Below are 18,940 nucleotides of genomic sequence, written 5' to 3'. Positions count from 1 at the left end.
GCAAGACCATCACTACGGCAAGAGCGATGGCCCGTAAAGTGCGGCACTTCATCCTAAAATTTGTTAATTACTGTAACTCCTACACCGGAATACGTATTCATTTCTTCGAATGATGCATTTATCTCTTCCAAGGAGATTGTTTTCGTTACCAATCTCCCGGGTGAAAGGCGCCCGCTTTCTACTAAGCGAAGCATCGTTGAAAATTCAGGCAAAGGCATGCCGATCGATCCAATAATCTGCGCTTCTTGCCGGAGTAAAAAGTTAATAGGGACGGAAGTAAGACCTCCATTCGGATTCGAACTCATACCAATCTGGACATGTCTTCCTCGCTTCGTGAGACTCAGGAGAGCATTCAAAAACGTTTCCTGGATACCGAGCGCTTCAATGGAGACGTTCGCACCGCCCTTTGTTATTTCCCGCACAGCCTCTGGCGCGTTCACTTGCTTGCTATTTACGACAGCCACTGCTCCCAGCTCTTTCGCAAAGGCCAGTTTATCATCCGCGATGTCCACCGCAATGACATTCGCTCCTGCAGCAGCAGCAATCTGAACAGCAGATAGCCCTACACCACCAGCGCCATACACGGCTACCCACTCACCAGGACGCACATTTCCTTGCGTGATGACTCCATGGTAGGCAGTCATGAAGCGACATCCCATTGCACTTGCTTCAACAAAATCAATGTTTTCAGGTAAATGCATGAGGTTTTGGTCTGCCTCTCCGATATGAATATACTGCGCAAACCCGCCATTCAAATCGAAGCCCACCAATTTGAGGTTATCGCATACATTGTGGTGACCTGCGACGCAATGCGGACATACCCCATCGCCGATATGAAATGGCACAATCACTCGATCACCTTTTTTGAAATTGCGTATGTTTTTTCCGACCTCTTCCACCACTCCACTCATCTCGTGCCCTAAAATATGCGGAAAGGATTGAATCATACTCATATGTCCTGTCCACCCATGCCAGTCACTCCGGCATACGCCTGTTGCTTCTAATTTAATGATGACCCCATCCGGAGTCAGTGTCGGATCGGCGATTTCCCTTACAACCAAAGGCTCGTTAAACGCTTCTAAAACAGCAGCTCTCATGTGCATACACCTCCCATTTCTATTGATCAGATATTTTGCTTGTTCCGTTCTTCTTCTACCAATTTGCTACGCAGGATTTTACCTACATGCGTTTTTGGAAGCGCTTCCCTAAATTCGATCAAGCGAGGAACCTTATATCTGGTCAGGCGTTCTCTGCACCAGCTCTGAATATCTTCTTCCGTCACATTTGCTTGTCTACCGAGAACAATGACGGCCTTAATCGTCTCGCCACGATATGGATCAGGAACACCGTAGACGCACGCCTCCAACACGGCCGGATGCTGGTAAATCACTTCTTCTACTTCTACCGGGTATACATTAAAGCCGCCCGTGATGATCATATCTTTCTTTCGTCCTACAATATAGAAATAACCCTCACTGTCCATGGTCCCGATATCACCTGTATACAGCCAGCCATCACGTATGGTACGCTCTGTCTCTTGTTGATTCTTCCAGTATCCTTTCATGACCTGTGGGCCTTTTACAATCAGTTCCCCTGATTCTCCCATCGGCATCTCTTTTGTTCCGGTAGCTGTGTCTACAATTTTTGCATCTGAATTGGGAAGCGGTAGACCAACACTCCCTACTTTTCGTTGCCCAACCAGTGGATTGCGCATCACTGCACATGTCGCTTCCGAAAGGCCATAACCCTCGATAATCGGAACGCCTGTTTTTTGTTCAAAATTTTTCATCACTTCAACAGGCAAAGGAGCTGAACCGCCTATACACATTTGAAAACACAAAAGGTCATCTTTCTGCAAGTCCGGGTGGTTTAAGATCGCAATATACATCGTAGGCGAACCAGTAAAATAGGTAGGCCGATGCTTGCGGATCAACTCCAGAATACGATTCATCTCAAATTTTGCGACAGGAACGTACTTCGCCCCAATTTTGACAAATTGAACGAAGCTGAACAGCCCCATACCGTGGTAGAGTGGACTAATTCCTAGCTGACAATGACCAGCTTTACTTAATACGGACTTATTTGTTTCGTATGATTGATAGAGATTCGTTATCATATTTGTGTGTGTGATCATGACGCCTTTTGATCTGCCGGTGGTTCCTCCTGTATACGTTAGGACAGCAAGCTCTTCAGGTTGTACATCCTTTTCCGGCAGGTCGGGACTCTCATGAAGAATCCAATGATGCAGATTGTCTTCCTCAAAAATCTCCCGATCTGCTGCGATGAATGTCACTTGATCAGCTAATCCGGTTTTCTTCAGCTTCTCTTTCTGTTCTCGAAAGGCTATGACCCCTGTCGCTTCTGAATCTTTGAGCAGATGTTCCAACTCGGCAGGCTGAAAATTCGGGTTGACCTGAACAACCACTCCCCCTAAACGCTGAATAGCAAAAAAGGATAGCCCATATTCCATGCTGTTTGGAACCATGATTCCGATGCGATCACCCTTTCGATAACCGCGTCGATAAAGTGCAGAAGCAATTCGTTCACACGCTTCCTTTAGTTGTAAATAGGTGATTTCTCTCTCGCTGTCAGAGATTGCGATATTAGAAGAATGTAGACGAGCCGTTCGTTCTAGCACATCATAAATGGTTATGGATGGAATCTCTACTTCGTGCGAAACTTCTTGAGGATAAAATGCGAGCCATGGTTTATTCAAGCCACTCACCCCTCGAAAAGAACGTAATCATGCAGATCCGATTATTTCAATCTTTGCATCAACGTCTCTAGCTTTCCTTTATAGGGAGCACGTGCAAATTCCTCCATCGGATTGCTTCCCGCTGGTGCTTGGAAGAGAACACCGCGTTCGTGCGAAAATTCCTTGAATCCAAAAACACCCGTATATCGTCCAATCCCGCTCTCATTGATTCCGCCAAAAGGAAGATTCGGTTCCGCCATATGCCGCATGACATCATTCACGGTTGCTCCTCCAGAAGTTGTTCTGGCTAGCAGATTGTCCACAAAACGTTGATGATCACTGAAGATGTACAAAGCTAAAGGCTTGGGCTTTGAATCCATATACTCGATCACTTCATCCAAATCGGTATACGTCAGGACTGGCATAATCGGTCCAAATATTTCTTCTTGCATGATTTTCGCTTCTAGAGGGACGTCCGTTACGAGTGTTGGGTGAATTCTTCCATCTTCAATCGTACCACCAAATCGTACTTTCGCCCCTCTGGAGACAGCATCCTCCAACAAATCTTGCAAACGCTGCAAATTACGTTCATTAATAATTTTGGCCATATCTGTTTGGGTAAGCTGTCCATTTTCAAAATAGCTACGTTGGACATACGCTTCAACATGCTGTACAAATTCTTCAAGTTGATGCTCTTTGACAAAAACATAGTCTGGAGCAAGGCAAATTTGTCCTGCATTCGCAAATTTGCCAAATGCGATGCGAGGAGTCATTTTCTCTAAATCAACATGCTCGTCGACAATCACAGGGCATTTGCCGCCCAGCTCCAACGTAACGGATGCCAGATGGTTAGCAGCTGCCTGCATGACATGCTTGCCAATCGAAGTACTCCCGGTAAAGAAGATATGGTGAAATGGAAGGGCTAGCAAAGCTTCTGCAACATCCACTCCCCCTTCAAAGATGGCAACCTCAGATTCCTCGAACACCTCGCGAACGATTTTCGACGCAAGTCGGCTGGTTGCTGGCGCCATTTCAGAAGGCTTCAAGATACATACATTCCCTGCCCCAATCGCAGGAATTAACGGAAGAAACAGCAAGTAAAATGGAAAATTCCACGCAGAGAAAATCAGGCACTGTCCTTTTGGCTCCCAAATAATTTTCGCAGTTGCTCCCATGCTTTGTGTAGCGACTTCGACAGGCTGCATCCATTGTTCCAAGCTGGCGATAAAACGATCAATCTCATGAATGACACCGAGCACTTCTGTTGTGACGGCCTCAAAAGAAGGCTTCTCCAAATCTTGTTGAAGCGCTTGTAAAATAGCAGGAGTTTGCGTACGAATGATTGTTTTTAGTTTCTGTAATTTTTGTATACGTTCTGCGGCACTGGTTCTTTTGACAACATGCTGATGTTTCTTTTGTAACTCGAATATTTGTTGAATATGATCCGTACCATCAACCATCAAGAAAGCCCTCCGATCATTCGTTCACGCATTTTCATCATCAAAATGTCGATCTTGGTGAGGAATTTTTCCGACAGTTCCTGGGATTATGATACGAGAACTTTCTTCAATTCTTCTGTCAGCAGTGGAACGACTTCAAACAAGTCTCCAACGATTCCGTAGTCGGCAATTTGAAAGATCGGTGCTTCCGGGTCTTTGTTAATGGCCACGATAATTTTTGAGTTGGACATTCCCGCCAAGTGTTGAATAGCCCCTGAGATGCCGCACGCAATATACAGATCGGGTGTCACTACTTTTCCTGTTTGTCCGATCTGCAAGGAGTAATCGCAGTAATCGGCGTCGCAAGCTCCACGGGACGCTCCCACTGCACCGCCAAGTGCCTGAGCCAATTCTTGCAGGGGTTGAAAGCCTTCCGCGCTTTTCACACCGCGTCCACCAGCGACGATGATCTTGGCTTCGCTAAGATCGATACCGCTTGCTGTTTTTCGCACGACTTCTTTGATGATGGTACGAAGATCAGTGATTTCTGGCTGAAAATCTACGATCGCGGTTTGCACAGCTGTCTCTATGATTTCAAAATTATTGGGACGCAGGGTTGCGAACACCATTCCTTCTTGGAAGTTCTTTTTTTGAAACGCTTTCCCCGCATAGATCGGACGAACAAACGTGATTTGCTCTCCGTTTGTCTCTACAGCTGTACAATCTGAAATGAGTCCCGCTCTGCATTTGGCTGCTACTCTTGGTGAGATATCTTTTCCCAATGAAGTATGACCGACCAAGACGACATCTGGCTGCACTTCATGAATGAGTTGCGTAAATGCTTGGCTATACACCTCGGTAGTGCCAGTAGATAGCGCTTGGGTTTTCGTTACATACAAGGTATTGGCTCCGTATTTGCTGACATCCTGCACATACGCTTCCGCATTCGGCGAGAACAACGCCGCGATGACTTCTCCCCCTGCCGCGACCTGATTCGCAACAGTTAATGCCTCGAGAGATACATTCCGTAATTTTCCATCCTTTACTTCGGTAAGCACCAGAACCTTTTTGCTCATGGTTAATCCTCTCCTTTTTTCTTTAGATGACCTTCGCTTCTGTACGCAGCAGTTGTGCCAATTCGATTACCTGTTCCTTGATTTCTCCGTTCAATAGGCGACCTGCTTGCTTCTTGGCAGGCAAATACTGCTCGACAATCGTTGTGCGGGCCTTTCTCTCATCGTTTGCAAGAGCCAAATCTTCCAGAGTCAAACGCTCCATTGGCTTTTTCTTCGCTTTCATAATGCCTGGCAAAGACGGGTAGCGCGGCTCGTTTAACCCTTGCTGAGCTGTTGCCAAGAGTGGAAGACCGACTTCGATGATCTCTATATCGCCTTCTACGTCTCTTTCGACGGTTGCTTTGTCGCCATCGATTGTAAGCTTCGTAATCGTAGATACGTGTGGGATACCTAATGCCTCTGCAACCCGAATCGCAACCTGTCCTCCCCCGGTATCTACTGACATATTGCCCCCGAGAATCAAATCGAATGATTGATCCTTAATCGCTGCCGTAATCAAACTAGCAATGGTGTATTCATCCGCTTCGTTTTCACCTGGATCGACGAGTATCGCTTTATCTGCTCCCATCGCAAGTGCGGTTCGAAGAGCACCCTCCGCACGCTCTGGGCCAACGGTGATCACGGTGACCTCTGCTCCGTTTTCTTCCTTGAGCTTGACTGCTTCCTCGACAGCATACTCGTCATAAGGATTCACGATAAACTCGATGCCTTCTTCATTGATCTGACCGTTCTGTATCACGATTTTTTCTTCTGTATCAAAGGTTTGTTTCAACAAGACTAAAATGTTCATCTGTATTCTCCTCCAGACTTCGTTTTATTTTCGATTATTTTGGCTGCATACGCAGTGCACCATCTAAACGGATGACTTCCCCGTTTAACATCGGGTTTTCGATAATGCTTTGAACGAGATGGGCAAATTCATTCGGCTGACCCAACCGCTGAGGAAACGGCACCATAGCGCTTAGTGCTTGCTTAACATGCTCGGGAGCCCTGCCTAGCATCGGCGTCTCAAAAAGACCTGGCGCGATCGTAACGACACGAATGCCAAGCGAGGATAGATCCCTTGCAATGGGAAGCGTCATCCCAACCACTCCGCCTTTTGACGCACTGTAGGCAGCCTGACCCATTTGTCCTTCAAAGGCAGCAGCAGATGCCGTATTGACGATAACCCCTCTTTCCCCTTGCTCGTTCGGTTCGTTCTCGCTGATTTTCGCTGCCGCTAAACGAATGACATTGAAGGTTCCGATCAAGTTGACCTGAATAATTTTGGTAAAAAGTACAAGATCGAATGGACCATTTTTTCCATACGTTTTTTGTGAACCGCCGATACCTGCGCAGTTAACGGCCGCTGTTATTTTACCGAATTTTTCAACCGCTTGGTCTAATGCTGACCTGACATCCGCTTCTTCGACGACGTTTGTATTTACATAAAGAACCTGGTCGCCTAGTGCTTCGGCTAACTGGGTTCCCTTCTCATCATTGACATCCATCATGAGTGCTTTTCCACCATGCGCTACGATACTTTTCACGGTAGCCTCTCCCAGACCTGAAGCACCGCCGGTAACTGCTACCACACTGTTTTTGAAATCCATTGCCCTTCTCTCCTTTATTGTCTAGTTCCCTTGAAATTGCGGGCTCCTTTTTTCTAAAAACGCTTGTACGCCTTCTTTTACGTCTTCTTTCAAGAACAAATCTTGGAATAACTCAGCCTCTAGCTTGAGTGCCTGCTGAAAAGGTAGCTCCATCCCTTCATCCACTGCTTTTTTTATATGCTGAAGAGCAGAAGGCGAGTTTTGGCAAATTTTTTGCGCAAGAGTCAGCGCTGCTGCCAGTCCCTCGCCAGTGGGTACGACACGATTGATCAAGCCAATCCGCATGGCTTCATCTGCGGTAATATGCTCACCTGTAAACAACAATTCTTTTGCTTTCGCCTCTCCAATCAGGCGAGGTAAACGCTGTGTACCGCCTGCCCCGGGGAGCAGCCCAAGCTTCACTTCTGGCACCCCAATAAATGCGTGCTGTTCCGCAATGCGCAGATCACATGTCAAGGCAAGCTCGCAGCCACCTCCCAGTGCGTATCCATTTATAACAGCAATCGTCAGTTTCGGAGAATAATCAATGCTGTTAAAAAAGTTGTGATTCTCCATAAATTGAGGAAGCAAATTTGGATTTCCGATTCGTTTTGGCAGCTCTTTGATATCGGCTCCCGCCACAAATGCTTTTTGCCCAGCTCCTGTCAAAATGATTGCCAGCACGTCGACGCTAGCATGGAGCTCAGCGAATATGACTCGCAATCCTTCTTTGACCCCAGCACTCAATGCGTTCATCGGTGGATTGTCGATGCTGACAATCGCGATTTTCTCCCGTTTTTCAACATTGACCAGACTCATCGCTGTCTCTCCTTCCCTGTCGATTTTGTTTTGTAAAAAGAGAAAGCAAATGTCATGCCAACACCAAAAAAGTAGTTCCTTATACAAAATCAACACGAAAAATATCGGATTGTTTGATTTTCAAACAGGTAATTCAACGCAATTATCTTGTTTTCAGACACCTACACAGACTCCACTTGAAGCGGAATATCTTTGGACGGTTGATCCGGCCTGACAAACACCAAAAAGAGAATCCCCGTTACAATGAAGAGTCCCACGATGACGTAAAGCGAGTAATGAAATCCGAGCACAAAGTTATTGCCCGCTGCTTGCACTAAGATTCCTGTTATGAGCGGAGCAACGATGGAGGCTATATTGGTAATAAACGAATAGATACTTGTCATGAAACCAGCTCGTTCAGGCATGAGCTTAATCAGTATTTGCGGTCCAACTGCAGCAATGCTGTAACTCGATGTTTTTGCTAAACACAAAGCAACAAATATCCAGATAAAAGAATCAAATACCGGCATAAAGGCGAGCGATAGTCCACCAATAAGCGTGACGATCCCTGAAACCAGAACCCGCGATTTGAAATCGCTCTTAGACTTCTTATAAAGATGATCGGAAAAGGATGATAGCACCAATACCATGACTGTAGCTGCAACACCGCTTCCAGCGACGGCATAAGCCATGTTCATCGCCTCTAAGTGCAGCACTTTTGTCAAGTACAGTGGAAGCCAAATAAGCAACCAAGTGGATAGCCAAAAAGCAGAGAACGCCAATGCAAGGGTGAGAAAACATGCTGGATTGCGCAACACGGGAGAAATATCTGCCCATCTCAATTTTTTCACCTTGGATAGAGCCATTTGATTACTCGGGTGATTCTTGTTTTTTCGATCAACAAACAACCAGATGAAAGCCAAAACCAGACTCACTACACCTAAGAGTGCAAAGGTCAAACGCCAGCCATACTTTTCTATCATCGCGACAAGGATGGGCGCTGAAATAATTCCGCCAACACTGGCACCAGAGACGATGACTGCAAAGGCTATTCCTCGTTTTTCGGGAGGAAACCATTTGGCAGCATGGCTCATCACAACCGGCCCAAATGGCCCCTCAAACGCCCCCAACAATAACCGATACAAGATCAGCATCGGCAAGGTCATGATGGCATAGGAGCCAAACTGCAGAACGGTCCAAGCAAGCAATAGAACTACGATCATTTTCGAAGTGCCAATCCGATCTGACCATGTCCCTCCAAGTAAAGCTGCGATCGCAAATAACCAGTAAAAACTGCTCCCGACCATCCCCCATTGGGCACTATTTAAGCCAAGCTCCTTCATCAAAGGGTCTGCTGCATACCCAATGATCGCCTTATCCGCATAGTTAATGACGTAGGCAAAAAACATGAGTGCTAGAACTATCCATCTCATCCCAAAACTCCCCTCCTTCGTAGTAAAAATAATAATTAGACGCAAAATTCAGAAAAAGCAAGTGTTATGCCAATCACACATGAGTCTTTTCTTATTCTTCCTTACCGTTTGGATAGATGTTGTTATGTATGGCGACTAAACACCCCTTACAGACAAATGTAAAAAATACAGACACGTAGCCATAAAAAAATGACTTCCGTTTCATCCAGAAGTCATCCATGATTTACTCTTGTACACTTAATTGGTATTTTTTCAGACGATCATATAACACAGATCTGCTTACTCCCAGTAATTTAGCTGCCTTGGATTTGTTACCGCCCGATTGCTCTAACGCTTGCTGTACAGCAGCTCTTTCTGCCTTTTCCATAAGGGTGCTCTCTGAATCAAATGAGAATGCGGTCATTTCATTTTTTCCATGACCCAACATGTATTCGGGTAAATCCGCTAGCTCAACTTTTCCGTGTTCACTGAACAGCATAGCGCGCTCCATTACGTTTCGAAGTTCACGTACGTTGCCAGGCCAATCATAGTCGATCATGGCTTTTACCGCCAGCGGGTCAATTCCGATAATGCTTGTCCCGTTCAGGCGATTTAATTCTTCCATGAAGAAAGGAATAAACAACAAAATATCTTTTTTCCTTTTCGCCAGTGGCGGAATTTCAAAAGAGATGACGTTTAATCGATAAAACAAATCGTTTCGGAATTCCCCATTTCGGACCATTTCCTCCAGGGAACGATGCGTTGCTGCTATAATGCGCACATCGACCTGGATACGCTCTGTTCCACCCACACGGTAAAATTCCTTTTCTTGGAGGACACGAAGCATTTTCGCCTGAAGCTGCAGCGACATATCTCCCACTTCATCTAGAAACAGGGTTCCCCCATTTGCCAAATCAAACTTTCCTTTTTTCCCTTTTTGCCTTGCCCCCGAGAAGGCTCCTTCTTCATATCCAAAAAATTCTGATTCTAATAAATGCTCCGGGATCGCGGCACAATTGACTGTTACAAATGGGCCATTGCTACGCCAGCTCATGCTGTGAATCGCATGGGCGAACAACTCTTTTCCTGTTCCACTCTCGCCTCTGATCAGAACAGTCGAGTTTCCTTTGGCTGTCTTCATGGCGCTGCGTATAATTTTCTCCATCTGAGGGTCCTGTGTGAGAATCTGCTCAAACGAGAATCGGGAGGTCTCGTGCTGCGCTTGTGGGGCTTGCTTCTCTTCTTTTTCACTCTTTTCCAGTCTACGTACGACTTCTTTCATTTCGTGCAGTCCACGGAACGAGATTTTCCCGATAACCCCGATGATTTCGTTGTCTTGCATAATGGGGACGCGATGCACGGTATATCGGATGCCTTTTACCTGCATCATCTCGCTATATTCTGGTAGACCTGATTTCATGACGCGCTCGAGTCCCAATTGAGGAAGAACGTCATGGATTGGCTTATATAAAATTTGCGATTCTTCAAACTCAAAAAGCTCAAGTAAAGATGGACTCACGAAGTTAACTTCTTTCCATTCATTGATCATGATCAGACCTTCATACGCATTATCGATGACCGTCTGCAAAATACTCTTCCATTTGACTACGCTCTGTAGCTCCTGAGCCATTTTTTCCACTTGCGATACATCTTGAAACAGAAGGATGCACCCTTTTTTCCCAAAGCGAGAAATACGAGTAACGGCGTGACTATTCCCCAGTTGTAGCCGATAATGATCGGAAGGCTCCATGGACTCTAATTGAATACCTGAAATGAGCGAAGTTACCTCACGCTGGAGCAATTCTGCTTGTGTCAGCCCTATCATATTGCAAATTTTCTGATTGGCGAAAGTGATCCGTTCGGAATCATCCGTGATGATCGCGCCGAGCTCTGATCGAACCAGAATTTCTTCCAGTTGATCCTTTAAAGAACTCGTTGCTCGAAACAATGTGAAAATGATGTCCGTTTTGGTAAGCATTCCGGTTACTTGGTGGTCATCATTCAAAATGACGATGTTCCCCACTTCTGATTTTTGAATGATTTCTTGGATGTCTCCTACTGAACTGTTAATGTGAGTCCAAATGACGTCTTTTTTAATGAGGGAATGAATGGCGCTCGCTAATGGTTGTCCATCCAGAATGGCTTGATTGAGGCTGCTTCTGGTCAATACTCCATGCAATTTTTGATGCTCATCGGTAACAGGAATCGTATCCCATTTTGTCCGCTGTACGAATTGAATAGCATCAGACAAGGTATGTTCGGGGGAAAGACACTCATGTACGGGAGTAATGATATCCCTAAGCTGGGGCATTTCCTTCAACTCCATACATATAATTAGGGGCTGTTTTCATTTCTAACACATCTTGTATAGTGGAAACAAATCCCTTTTCATATTGTAACATGGTTTCAGAGTTGGCTAAGGAGTTTTTTCAAATGACTCTTATTTCAGTAATTTCAGTATTGACTAAAATAACTGAAAATAATTAAGATAATACACATAACATCTTTTAGGAAGTGATGCACATGAAAAAGTCTGCTTCGATTAGTGCTGTGCTCTTGTTTCTCACTATACTCGTAGGGGTTCTTGGCTCGTACAGCATCATTATGGCACTACCACTTATTGGAGAGGAATTTCAGCTGAATCCAGTGGAGCAAGGTGCGATTGTCAGTGTTTATTTCTTAGGCTTCGCGATTTTTACCATTCCGGGAGGGATCATTGCTGATAAACGAGGATCGAAGCAAATTATTGTAATCAGCTTGGTACTGTGGGCAATATTGACTGCTCTTACAGGGGCGGTCACAGGTTTTGCTGCCTTACTCGTTGTCCGTTTTTTGTTGGGGTTTATCGATGCCCCACTAATGCCTGCTATGTTAAAAGCGATTGCCGAACGAACACCTGCAAACATCCGTACGACCACATTATCCATCGTTTCATCAGCCGAACCAATTGGGACTGGACTTGCCCCTTTTCTGGTAGCACCATTGATTGCGATACTGGGATGGCAGGAAGCTACTTTTGTTACAGCATCAATCGGCCTGCTCTTGGCCCCCATTCTCTGGATATTCCTTCCCCGTCCTTTCGTAATTGAACAACCTTCAAGCTCAGTATCAAAATCGAAACCTATCCCTTTCCTATCTCTTATACGTAACGGGCATTTGTGGAAACTAACAAGTATGCTCTGCGGAATTCAAATCGTGATGGTTGGATGCTTGACATGGGTACCTACCTACTTAACAACTGAAAAACATCTCGCTATTACCCAATCAGGCTTATATGCATCGCTTCCTCTTCTCATTTCGATGCTTGGCTATTTGGCAGGCGGTTGGTTGTTTGACCGTTATTTTCATCAAAAGTTTCGAACGATGGTCATTCCGTCCCTTCTGTTCTCAACGATTTTTCTTACGCTTATGATCCTATCTGACAATGTCAACCTGTTTCTGTTGTTTGAGTCGATCTCTTTGTTTTTTCTATCCCTTACCACTCAACCTATTCTTGGACTAACCATGCGTATCATTCCCTCAGCTGCTTTGGGCACTGCTAGTGGAATTCTGTTAACCGGAGGAAAACTGGCAAGTATTTTTACACCAATCGCGATGGGCGCATTCATTCAGGCGTACTCCTTTCAAGCCGGTTTTTCCCTGTTGCTAGTAGGTGCAGGAATCGCTTTTGTTTCATCCTTTCTTATCCATCTCAAAAGGAGTGAGGAGCTTGACTAATTTCATTCAAAAACTGCTGCAAGACATGCCTGATTTCTCACATTTTCTAACCATTGAGGAATTGGACACCTCTTCCCGTGAATTAGCAGCCGCCTATCCACATCTCGTTACCCTCAGTACCGTTGGTCACTCTACTGACGGACACCCCATCCTCATGCTGCGAATCGGAAATGGTCAACATCGGGCGCTGTTCGTCGGTTGTCCGCATCCAAATGAGCCGATTGGAGCTCTATCGCTAGAGTATCTCAGTAAAAAGCTATGTGAGGATACTGCCCTATTAGAGCAAATGGATTATACCTTTTATATCATCAAGGAAATCGATGTAGATGGCTGCCGACTGAATGAAGGTTGGTACGGTGGCCCGTTTTCTCCAGATTATTACATCCGCAGCTACTATCGTCCCAGTATACTCGAACAAGCTGAATGGACATTCCCGTATGCGTATAAAACGTTCAGCTTTAGCGAGCCCATACCGGAAACCGTTGCATTTATGCGGGCGATTGATGAAGCCAAGCCGCATTTCCTCAACAGCTTGCACAGCTCCGATCAAACTGGAACGTTTTATTATGTATCGACTCCTCTTCCCGATGCATTGTGCCAACAGATCATAAAACTGACCCATGATCATCAATTACCGCTGATGATCGGCGAACCTGAGGCACCATTCATGCCCCCTATCCAAGACGGTTTTTATCAGCTGCCTGAGCTGTCTACCATGTACGATTACTACCAAAGCATCCTACCTACTGGAGAAGACCCTGCGAAAGCAATCCTCATGGGTGGCTCATCCCGCGATTATGCTGGGTCACGTTACCGTACCTTTTGCCTTGTTTCGGAAATATCGTTGTTTACGGATCCAAGCATGGGAGATAAAACTGAAACCACTTATAGCTACAAGGATGCTATGCTGGACATAGCCAAACTGGAAGGGGAACAGATTGCTTTTTTATCCAAACAATACCAAAGCGCACAGGCATCCATAACGGTACCAACCAGATTTCAGCGATCTGTAGAGGATTTCCTGATCGGTATGGAGGAAACTCGCTCCCATCATTTAAAATTAGCGGAAAGTGATGCAGCTTTAGCGCGCTTCGCAACAGTAGCTGAAATGTTTGACTTGAAACTACGCACTCTATGGAGCTCTCTATGCTGTTGCAGCATGATGATCCGCATGCTGGACGCCCAGCCTGACAACATCACCCTTTCAGAGATTCGAGCAGATTCAGAAAAATGGCTGGATCAAGGCTTGCAAGAGCTACTCTCCTTTTTTAACTGGTCGATGAGTCCACTGCGCGAATTGTGCGGTGTCCAGCTAGGTTCTGCCTTGATGATCATGGAGTACCTTCGTCAAACCCATGAAAGCACTGCCATGCCACTAAAATAATGAGTGACATGAGCGCCTGTCAGCAGAGCAGGCGCATTTTCTTTTGGTATTTTCTGAAGAAAGCGATGACTATTGGTAGTATAATAGACAAAAGCATGGAAATCGGGAAAAACGAGGAAAAAGGAGTCATGAAGTTGGACAAATTAACGGCAGAAACGATGCAATTGATTGAAGAAATGGCTCTCCATCACGAAAATCAAGGATTATCCAGAATTGCTGGCCGGATTATTGGACTATTGATGGTCTCACAGGAACCACTTTCATCCGAGCAGATTGCCACTACATTGCAAGTCAGTCTAGGAAGTGTGTCTACCAATATACGCATTCTTTTAAAATTTGGATTCGCGGAAAAAAAGAGTGTGACAGGTGACCGTGTGAGCTATTACATCATGGCACCAAACGCCATTGAAGAAGAGATTTTACAGAATTTAGAGCGAATCCTATCATTGAAGAATGTCATAGAAAAAGGAATACAAATTGACAGTTTGAAGCAAAGTGAGCTCGTTATCCAGCGATTCCATGAGACGCTGGAAGCCATTGACCTATACAAGGAATCTCTCACCCAAATGCTCGCTGAGTGGAAGTACCGTCGCATGTAACATCAAACAGCTCGTATCAATGGAAAAGTAGAAAGGCAGCTTTGGCGCTGAAAAAGCCAAGGCTGCCTTTTTTCATAAGAGGATGGCATCGATCATTTGACAGGCGATATCTCATCTTCCGTCACCCATTTGTAGTTCTTCACTTCTCCTCCCCCTGTCGTGGGGGTGTAATCGATCATATAAACCGTCGTTGTATTTGCCGTATCAAGCTTGCCTGATGCATCGAGCATCCCTTTCACATGATCCGCCTTCAAGACGACTTCCGTTCCCGGATCATACGGTTGCTTGATGTGGTTTTTGATTTCCTCTTGAATAATCCATTTATAACCCTTCACAGGGGGCTCACCCGTTGTAGGCGTATAGGTCACTGAATAGGCCGTTGTGTCATAAGCGCCCACAATCTTTGCTTTTGCCCCTTGCATCCCCGGTTGGTGACTTGCTTTCAAGATGACTTCACTCCCTACTGTAAACGTAGGTTTCGGTACAATCTCTACTTGCTCCAGTACATCCGGTGCAGCAGGACCTCCACATGCACTTAACCCCATCGCGGTAACCAGCATGAGCGATAACAGTTTCCATCTTTTCATTCTAAACACCCCGAATTCTTAGTTGTCTGTCAAAGGTATTATGGGTACACAAGACCTTCCTTATCCACTTGCATCCTGCTCGTTGCTTTACTTGAATGCATCCTTGGACGGAATGGACAAATCCTTGTTTTCAATCAACTGTAAAAGCAGAGCATAGAATTGCTTCCTCTGCTCACTTGGTAGGTCCTTGAGAATACTTTCGGCGCCAGCAAAACTCTTGTCCATACAGACGAACCGTCCAAGTAAAATGTTTCATGTAAAAAGAAACCAGTTCTATGGACCTGCTCGTGTCCTGAACTGGTTTTCGATCTATTCCGCTGCAAGTATGTACTTTCTGAATAAATCAAGCGGGTAGAAGTTGTCCTCTGACCAACTTTTCCTTGAATCGATTCTTTCACTCCACCAATCCAAGCCGTAAGACCCAATCCTCTCGTATCTGGCCAATCAAATCCAGGAGTCATCGACAGCAAGTGAACAGCGTAATCGTGCGTTTAACGGGATCGACCGTTTTTTGCTCTAAATGGAAAATAGGAATAGATAGGAGTTTCTAAATCAGCAATCAGTCCTTGTTCGTATGCAAGATAACCGTCTTGAATGATGAGGCAGCTGGCGACCTTTTCTTTTCTGATCTTTCTGTCAAATCCATTGAAAAGCTCTGTATCGAATCGCGTTTTTGCAGGGTCTGAAAATGGAAACAAGGGTGAATGCACGTGATTGTTCCTCCTTCCACCGACTGGCTTTTAAGACTCTTTCCCCGGTATTTCCCCCCGTAGGTAACGTTCGCCCCATTCACACATGAGATCCATGATTGGTTTGAGCGTTTCACCCAATTCACTCAATTCATATTCGACCTTTGGCGGTACTTGGCTGTATACGGTCCTGATGACAATTCCGTCCTCTTCCAGCTCGCGAAGCTGCTGTGTCAGGATTTTTTGGCTAATGTCCGGCATTTGTTTTTTCAATTCGCTCGTTCTTTTTGGGCCGTAGTATAACTGACATAAAATCAAGGTTTTCCATTTGCCACCTAAAACATCTAGCGTTGCTTCAGAAGGAATCTGGTATGTATGTTTGAGCTTTGGCCTCATCGATTGGCTATCCTCCCTCATTCATACGATTTTTACAGGAACCTTTTTGTTCCTATGTTACTTTTTGGTATCGAAAGCACAAAAAAGTGCGTACTTTTCACATTCCATTATATGGTGCATGATTCGGATATACCAGCACCTTACTTGTAAAACGGGAGGGAAGAAACATGGCAAATCGCCTACTGATCGCAGGAGGCTACGGTGTCATTGGCAGTGCAATCGCTCGCCTAATCCGGAGCATCAACAAAAATGTCGAGATTGTACTGGCAGGTCGCAATCCGGAAAAAGGGGCTCCTCTCGCTCGTGAACTCGGCCATTCTCAGACAGCTTACCTTGACTTGACGAGCGGTCAAACGATAGAGAATCTTGGCGAGCTGGATTTGATTGTCGTTGCCTTGCAAGATCCTGGAGATGTGCTCCTACAAGCTGCTTTGACAAAAGGGATTGCTCACATTGGGATTACGAAGCTTGCAGATGAACTATCCACACTCACATTTGCAGCCCTGCAAACACCACCGAAACGACCTATTGTCCCACTTGGTCATGCGCAGACGGGTATTCTAACATTTGTCGCGGCACAAGCAGCTATGGACTTTGCCCTGGTGGAATCCATTGAATTGGCGAGTCTCCACGACGAACGCGATCTGATTGGACCTTCAACACTGGAAGAGTCAGAAGACTTTATCAGTCGAGCTCTGTTGCGACAAGATGCCCAATGGAAATGGGTCGATGCTACCCAACATGGAAGATTGGTGCGATTATCTGGTGATTACTCGGTGGAAGGCTTCCCGATGGCGATCTTGGATGTACCTAATTTGGCATCAATCACAGGTGCTCCGAACGTCCGCTTTGATTTTGTTTTGGGCGATTCGATTGGTACACGCGCAGGTAAATCGGCATCTCAAGATTTATATATCGAGATGAAGGGATTTTTGAAAACGGGAAAACCCGCCTCCTACCGTATTAGCATCTCTGATCCAAAGGGTCACGCCCATATGACAGCCCTTGGGGTTTTGCTATCGATTGAGCGCATTCTCGGATGGGATGGCAATCCACCCGCTGATGGAGGAGTTTATCTGCCTGACACCCTCCTCCCCATCGACACAGCTATCGCGCGCATCAAAGATTTTGGCGTACAAATTACTACAGAAATGGAGGGTGTATGAAAATGAAAGTACTGACAGTTGTTACCCATCCACGAACCAATTCCTTAACCTTTGCCGTTGCAGAACGTTTCGTTCAGGGACTAAAAGATGCAGGACATGAGGTTGAAGTTTTGGATTTGCATCGCATGGGGTTTCATCCTGTTTTATGGGAGGAAGATGAGCCAGATTGGAACAATGGGGATAAGAAATATTCCGAAGAGGTCGAGATTGAAATGGAGCGCATGAAAAAGCACGATGCGTTAGCCTTTATTTTTCCGATCTGGTGGTTCAGCATGCCTGCCATGTTGAAAGGATATATCGATCGCGTCTGGAACAACGGGTTTGCCTATGGTTCACGTAAACTGCATCATAAGCATGCATTGTGGATCGGTCTCGCAGCTGCTCCTGAAGATCATTTTCAAAAAAGAAATTATGACCAAATGATGGTTCACCACCTCAATGTCGGGATCTCCAGTTACGTCGGAATCGACGATTCGAGGGTTGAGTTCCTTTATGACACCTTGGCGCAAAATCCTGCGCATCTCGAGCAGCTGTTGGACCGTGCTTATCACATGGGATTCCATTTTGGAAAAAAAGAGAGCCTGTCTATTTAAATTTATCTGAGCTATCGGTGGGCAAATTAATGTTCTCAAAATGACCTTTCCAGACAAAGATGAGGAGTACTGGACAAAGGGCGAGGATGGAACCGTTGCCTAATGAGTTCATTTTGTAAAAGAAAAAGCACCTCGTGGGTGCTTTTTTGTCATCTATTAAGTAGGTAACTATTTCAACCAAAAATTAATAACCGTATCCCAACCTTTTTCCCCTCTAATTTCCACCGGGTCTGATACTGCGAGAATTCTATTGTTTGAGTCTACAGCATAAGCAGTTAATCTGTATAGTTTTCCAATTCTGAAACTATAAATTTTTGAGCTAGTAGTGTACGAGGTACCAGTCATATCCTCATATCCATCGGTAATATTGTAACGAACCCACTTATATCTATCTACACCTGGAATATAATTAAACTTCACCCCAATATCTTGAAACACATCTTCATACTTTTCGTCTTCATTAGGAGATATTGATAAAATGGTTGATGACGAATATTGTGTGGATGCAGTAGTTACAGGTGTTTGCTGTCCCTCCTGTGCAAATGCAGGAACTGCTGAAGTCAATAATGCTAGTGTTGCTAAACTAGTCATAAACTTTTTCATCGTAAAACACTCCTTCTTACTCTTCTTTTTACTCGCCCTCAGAAGAGAAGCAAGTTGACAGGGGAATAGACTTGGTAGCGACATTCGAACATTACAAAATATACACAATTTCCATCTCCTTCCATTTTTTACGAAAACATCATAACACGCAATTTTAAATAATACAACTGTATCATTTTAAGTTACTCTGGCATTTTTTTCGGCTAGTGTCTCCG

18 protein-coding genes are annotated in these 18,940 nt (G+C 45.2%); 5 read left to right on the top strand and 13 right to left on the bottom strand.

Annotated elements, in window-relative coordinates; translation table 11 throughout:
• Positions 1 to 53 precede the first annotated feature (53 nt).
• From HP398_RS02860 to HP398_RS02820, 9 genes are all read right to left on the bottom strand, one after another.
• Positions 54 to 1,097, bottom strand: coding sequence for a zinc-dependent alcohol dehydrogenase family protein (locus HP398_RS02860; RefSeq protein ID WP_173621762.1), 1,044 nt, complete (start codon positions 1,095 to 1,097; stop codon positions 54 to 56).
• Between the two features lie 26 nt (positions 1,098 to 1,123).
• A complete protein-coding gene (locus HP398_RS02855) occupies positions 1,124 to 2,725 on the bottom strand; it encodes a long-chain-fatty-acid--CoA ligase (RefSeq protein ID WP_173621761.1) in 1,602 nt (533 codons plus the stop codon).
• A gap of 32 nt (positions 2,726 to 2,757) precedes the next feature.
• Positions 2,758 to 4,155: an aldehyde dehydrogenase family protein gene (locus HP398_RS02850; RefSeq protein WP_173621760.1), complete on the bottom strand. Its 1,398-nt coding sequence runs from the start codon at positions 4,153 to 4,155 to the stop codon at positions 2,758 to 2,760.
• An 86-nt stretch (positions 4,156 to 4,241) separates the two neighbouring features.
• Positions 4,242 to 5,210, bottom strand: a complete 969-nt coding sequence (locus HP398_RS02845) for an electron transfer flavoprotein subunit alpha/FixB family protein (protein WP_017248411.1) — start codon at positions 5,208 to 5,210, stop codon at positions 4,242 to 4,244.
• A 22-nt stretch (positions 5,211 to 5,232) separates the two neighbouring features.
• Positions 5,233 to 6,000: an electron transfer flavoprotein subunit beta/FixA family protein gene (locus HP398_RS02840; RefSeq protein WP_173621759.1), complete on the bottom strand. Its 768-nt coding sequence runs from the start codon at positions 5,998 to 6,000 to the stop codon at positions 5,233 to 5,235.
• Between the two features lie 34 nt (positions 6,001 to 6,034).
• Positions 6,035 to 6,802 carry a 3-hydroxyacyl-CoA dehydrogenase gene (locus tag HP398_RS02835; protein ID WP_173621758.1) on the bottom strand — a complete coding sequence of 256 codons (768 nt, stop codon included), beginning with the start codon at positions 6,800 to 6,802 and terminating at the stop codon, positions 6,035 to 6,037.
• Positions 6,803 to 6,823: 21 nt separating this feature from the next.
• The gene (locus HP398_RS02830; protein WP_173621757.1) at positions 6,824 to 7,600 is read right to left on the bottom strand and encodes an enoyl-CoA hydratase/isomerase family protein; all 777 of its coding nucleotides are present in this window, start codon (positions 7,598 to 7,600) and stop codon (positions 6,824 to 6,826) included.
• A gap of 161 nt (positions 7,601 to 7,761) precedes the next feature.
• Positions 7,762 to 9,012, bottom strand: coding sequence for an MFS transporter (locus HP398_RS02825; protein ID WP_173621756.1), 1,251 nt, complete (start codon positions 9,010 to 9,012; stop codon positions 7,762 to 7,764).
• Positions 9,013 to 9,235: 223 nt separating this feature from the next.
• Positions 9,236 to 11,302: a sigma-54-dependent Fis family transcriptional regulator gene (locus tag HP398_RS02820; RefSeq protein ID WP_017248406.1), complete on the bottom strand. Its 2,067-nt coding sequence runs from the start codon at positions 11,300 to 11,302 to the stop codon at positions 9,236 to 9,238.
• A 212-nt stretch (positions 11,303 to 11,514) separates the two neighbouring features.
• Here HP398_RS02820 and HP398_RS02815 point away from each other — a divergent pair, with 212 nt between their 5' ends.
• The 3 genes from HP398_RS02815 to HP398_RS02805 all read left to right on the top strand — a co-directional run bounded on the left by HP398_RS02815 (position 11,515) and on the right by HP398_RS02805 (position 14,691).
• Positions 11,515 to 12,708 (top strand): MFS transporter, encoded by a 1,194-nt coding sequence (locus tag HP398_RS02815; RefSeq protein WP_017248405.1) that lies wholly within the window; start codon positions 11,515 to 11,517, stop codon positions 12,706 to 12,708.
• Positions 12,701 to 14,092, top strand: coding sequence for a M14 family zinc carboxypeptidase (locus tag HP398_RS02810; RefSeq protein WP_173621755.1), 1,392 nt, complete (start codon positions 12,701 to 12,703; stop codon positions 14,090 to 14,092). Before HP398_RS02815 ends, HP398_RS02810 begins: the two co-directional genes overlap by 8 nt.
• Positions 14,093 to 14,220: 128 nt before the next feature.
• Entirely contained in the window at positions 14,221 to 14,691 is a 471-nt protein-coding gene (locus HP398_RS02805; protein WP_173621754.1) for a GbsR/MarR family transcriptional regulator, read from the top strand.
• 92 nt (positions 14,692 to 14,783) lie between these two features.
• Here HP398_RS02805 and HP398_RS02800 read toward each other — a convergent pair whose 3' ends face one another.
• The 3 genes from HP398_RS02800 to HP398_RS02790 form a co-directional block, all read right to left on the bottom strand.
• Positions 14,784 to 15,278, bottom strand: a complete 495-nt coding sequence (locus HP398_RS02800; protein WP_173621753.1) for a YdhK family protein — start codon at positions 15,276 to 15,278, stop codon at positions 14,784 to 14,786.
• Between the two features lie 491 nt (positions 15,279 to 15,769).
• Positions 15,770 to 15,988 (bottom strand): hypothetical protein, encoded by a 219-nt coding sequence (locus HP398_RS02795; RefSeq protein ID WP_173621752.1) that lies wholly within the window; start codon positions 15,986 to 15,988, stop codon positions 15,770 to 15,772.
• 30 nt (positions 15,989 to 16,018) lie between these two features.
• Positions 16,019 to 16,363 (bottom strand): winged helix-turn-helix transcriptional regulator, encoded by a 345-nt coding sequence (locus tag HP398_RS02790; protein ID WP_007721669.1) that lies wholly within the window; start codon positions 16,361 to 16,363, stop codon positions 16,019 to 16,021.
• 167 nt (positions 16,364 to 16,530) lie between these two features.
• On the opposite strand from HP398_RS02790, the gene HP398_RS02785 reads away from it, so the two are divergent.
• Both HP398_RS02785 and HP398_RS02780 read left to right on the top strand, forming a co-directional pair.
• Positions 16,531 to 17,529, top strand: a complete 999-nt coding sequence (locus tag HP398_RS02785) for a hypothetical protein (RefSeq protein ID WP_173621751.1) — start codon at positions 16,531 to 16,533, stop codon at positions 17,527 to 17,529.
• A gap of 2 nt (positions 17,530 to 17,531) precedes the next feature.
• The gene (locus HP398_RS02780) at positions 17,532 to 18,122 is read left to right on the top strand and encodes an NAD(P)H oxidoreductase (protein ID WP_173621750.1); all 591 of its coding nucleotides are present in this window, start codon (positions 17,532 to 17,534) and stop codon (positions 18,120 to 18,122) included.
• A 168-nt stretch (positions 18,123 to 18,290) separates the two neighbouring features.
• On the opposite strand, the gene HP398_RS02775 is transcribed toward HP398_RS02780, so the two are convergent.
• The gene (locus HP398_RS02775; RefSeq protein WP_017248397.1) at positions 18,291 to 18,725 is read right to left on the bottom strand and encodes a hypothetical protein; all 435 of its coding nucleotides are present in this window, start codon (positions 18,723 to 18,725) and stop codon (positions 18,291 to 18,293) included.
• Between the last annotated feature and the right edge of the window lie 215 nt (positions 18,726 to 18,940).

Source organism: Brevibacillus sp. HB1.4B, assembly GCF_013284285.1.
GTDB classification, from domain to species: domain Bacteria; phylum Bacillota; class Bacilli; order Brevibacillales; family Brevibacillaceae; genus Brevibacillus; species Brevibacillus porteri.
Note: the sequence above shows the minus strand (reverse complement) of the source record. Positions and strands in the feature narration are given on the sequence as shown.

Bases quoted from the DNA above. Each gene is read 5' to 3' on its own strand.
- HP398_RS02775 (WP_017248397.1), bottom strand. From the start codon at position 18,725: ATGAAAAAGTTTATGACTAGTTTAGCAACACTAGCATTATTGACTTCA.
- HP398_RS02825 (WP_173621756.1), bottom strand. From the start codon at position 9,012: ATGAGATGGATAGTTCTAGCACTCATGTTTTTTGCCTACGTCATTAAC.
- HP398_RS02835 (WP_173621758.1), bottom strand. From the start codon at position 6,802: ATGGATTTCAAAAACAGTGTGGTAGCAGTTACCGGCGGTGCTTCAGGT.
- HP398_RS02780 (WP_173621750.1), top strand. From the start codon at position 17,532: ATGAAAGTACTGACAGTTGTTACCCATCCACGAACCAATTCCTTAACC.
- HP398_RS02820 (WP_017248406.1), bottom strand. From the start codon at position 11,302: ATGCCCCAGCTTAGGGATATCATTACTCCCGTACATGAGTGTCTTTCC.
- HP398_RS02830 (WP_173621757.1), bottom strand. From the start codon at position 7,600: ATGAGTCTGGTCAATGTTGAAAAACGGGAGAAAATCGCGATTGTCAGC.
- HP398_RS02845 (WP_017248411.1), bottom strand. From the start codon at position 5,210: ATGAGCAAAAAGGTTCTGGTGCTTACCGAAGTAAAGGATGGAAAATTA.
- HP398_RS02850 (WP_173621760.1), bottom strand. From the start codon at position 4,155: ATGGTTGATGGTACGGATCATATTCAACAAATATTCGAGTTACAAAAG.
- HP398_RS02815 (WP_017248405.1), top strand. From the start codon at position 11,515: ATGAAAAAGTCTGCTTCGATTAGTGCTGTGCTCTTGTTTCTCACTATA.
- HP398_RS02805 (WP_173621754.1), top strand. From the start codon at position 14,221: ATGAAGTTGGACAAATTAACGGCAGAAACGATGCAATTGATTGAAGAA.
- HP398_RS02785 (WP_173621751.1), top strand. From the start codon at position 16,531: ATGGCAAATCGCCTACTGATCGCAGGAGGCTACGGTGTCATTGGCAGT.
- HP398_RS02800 (WP_173621753.1), bottom strand. From the start codon at position 15,278: ATGAAAAGATGGAAACTGTTATCGCTCATGCTGGTTACCGCGATGGGG.
- HP398_RS02860 (WP_173621762.1), bottom strand. From the start codon at position 1,097: ATGAGAGCTGCTGTTTTAGAAGCGTTTAACGAGCCTTTGGTTGTAAGG.
- HP398_RS02790 (WP_007721669.1), bottom strand. From the start codon at position 16,363: ATGAGGCCAAAGCTCAAACATACATACCAGATTCCTTCTGAAGCAACG.
- HP398_RS02840 (WP_173621759.1), bottom strand. From the start codon at position 6,000: ATGAACATTTTAGTCTTGTTGAAACAAACCTTTGATACAGAAGAAAAA.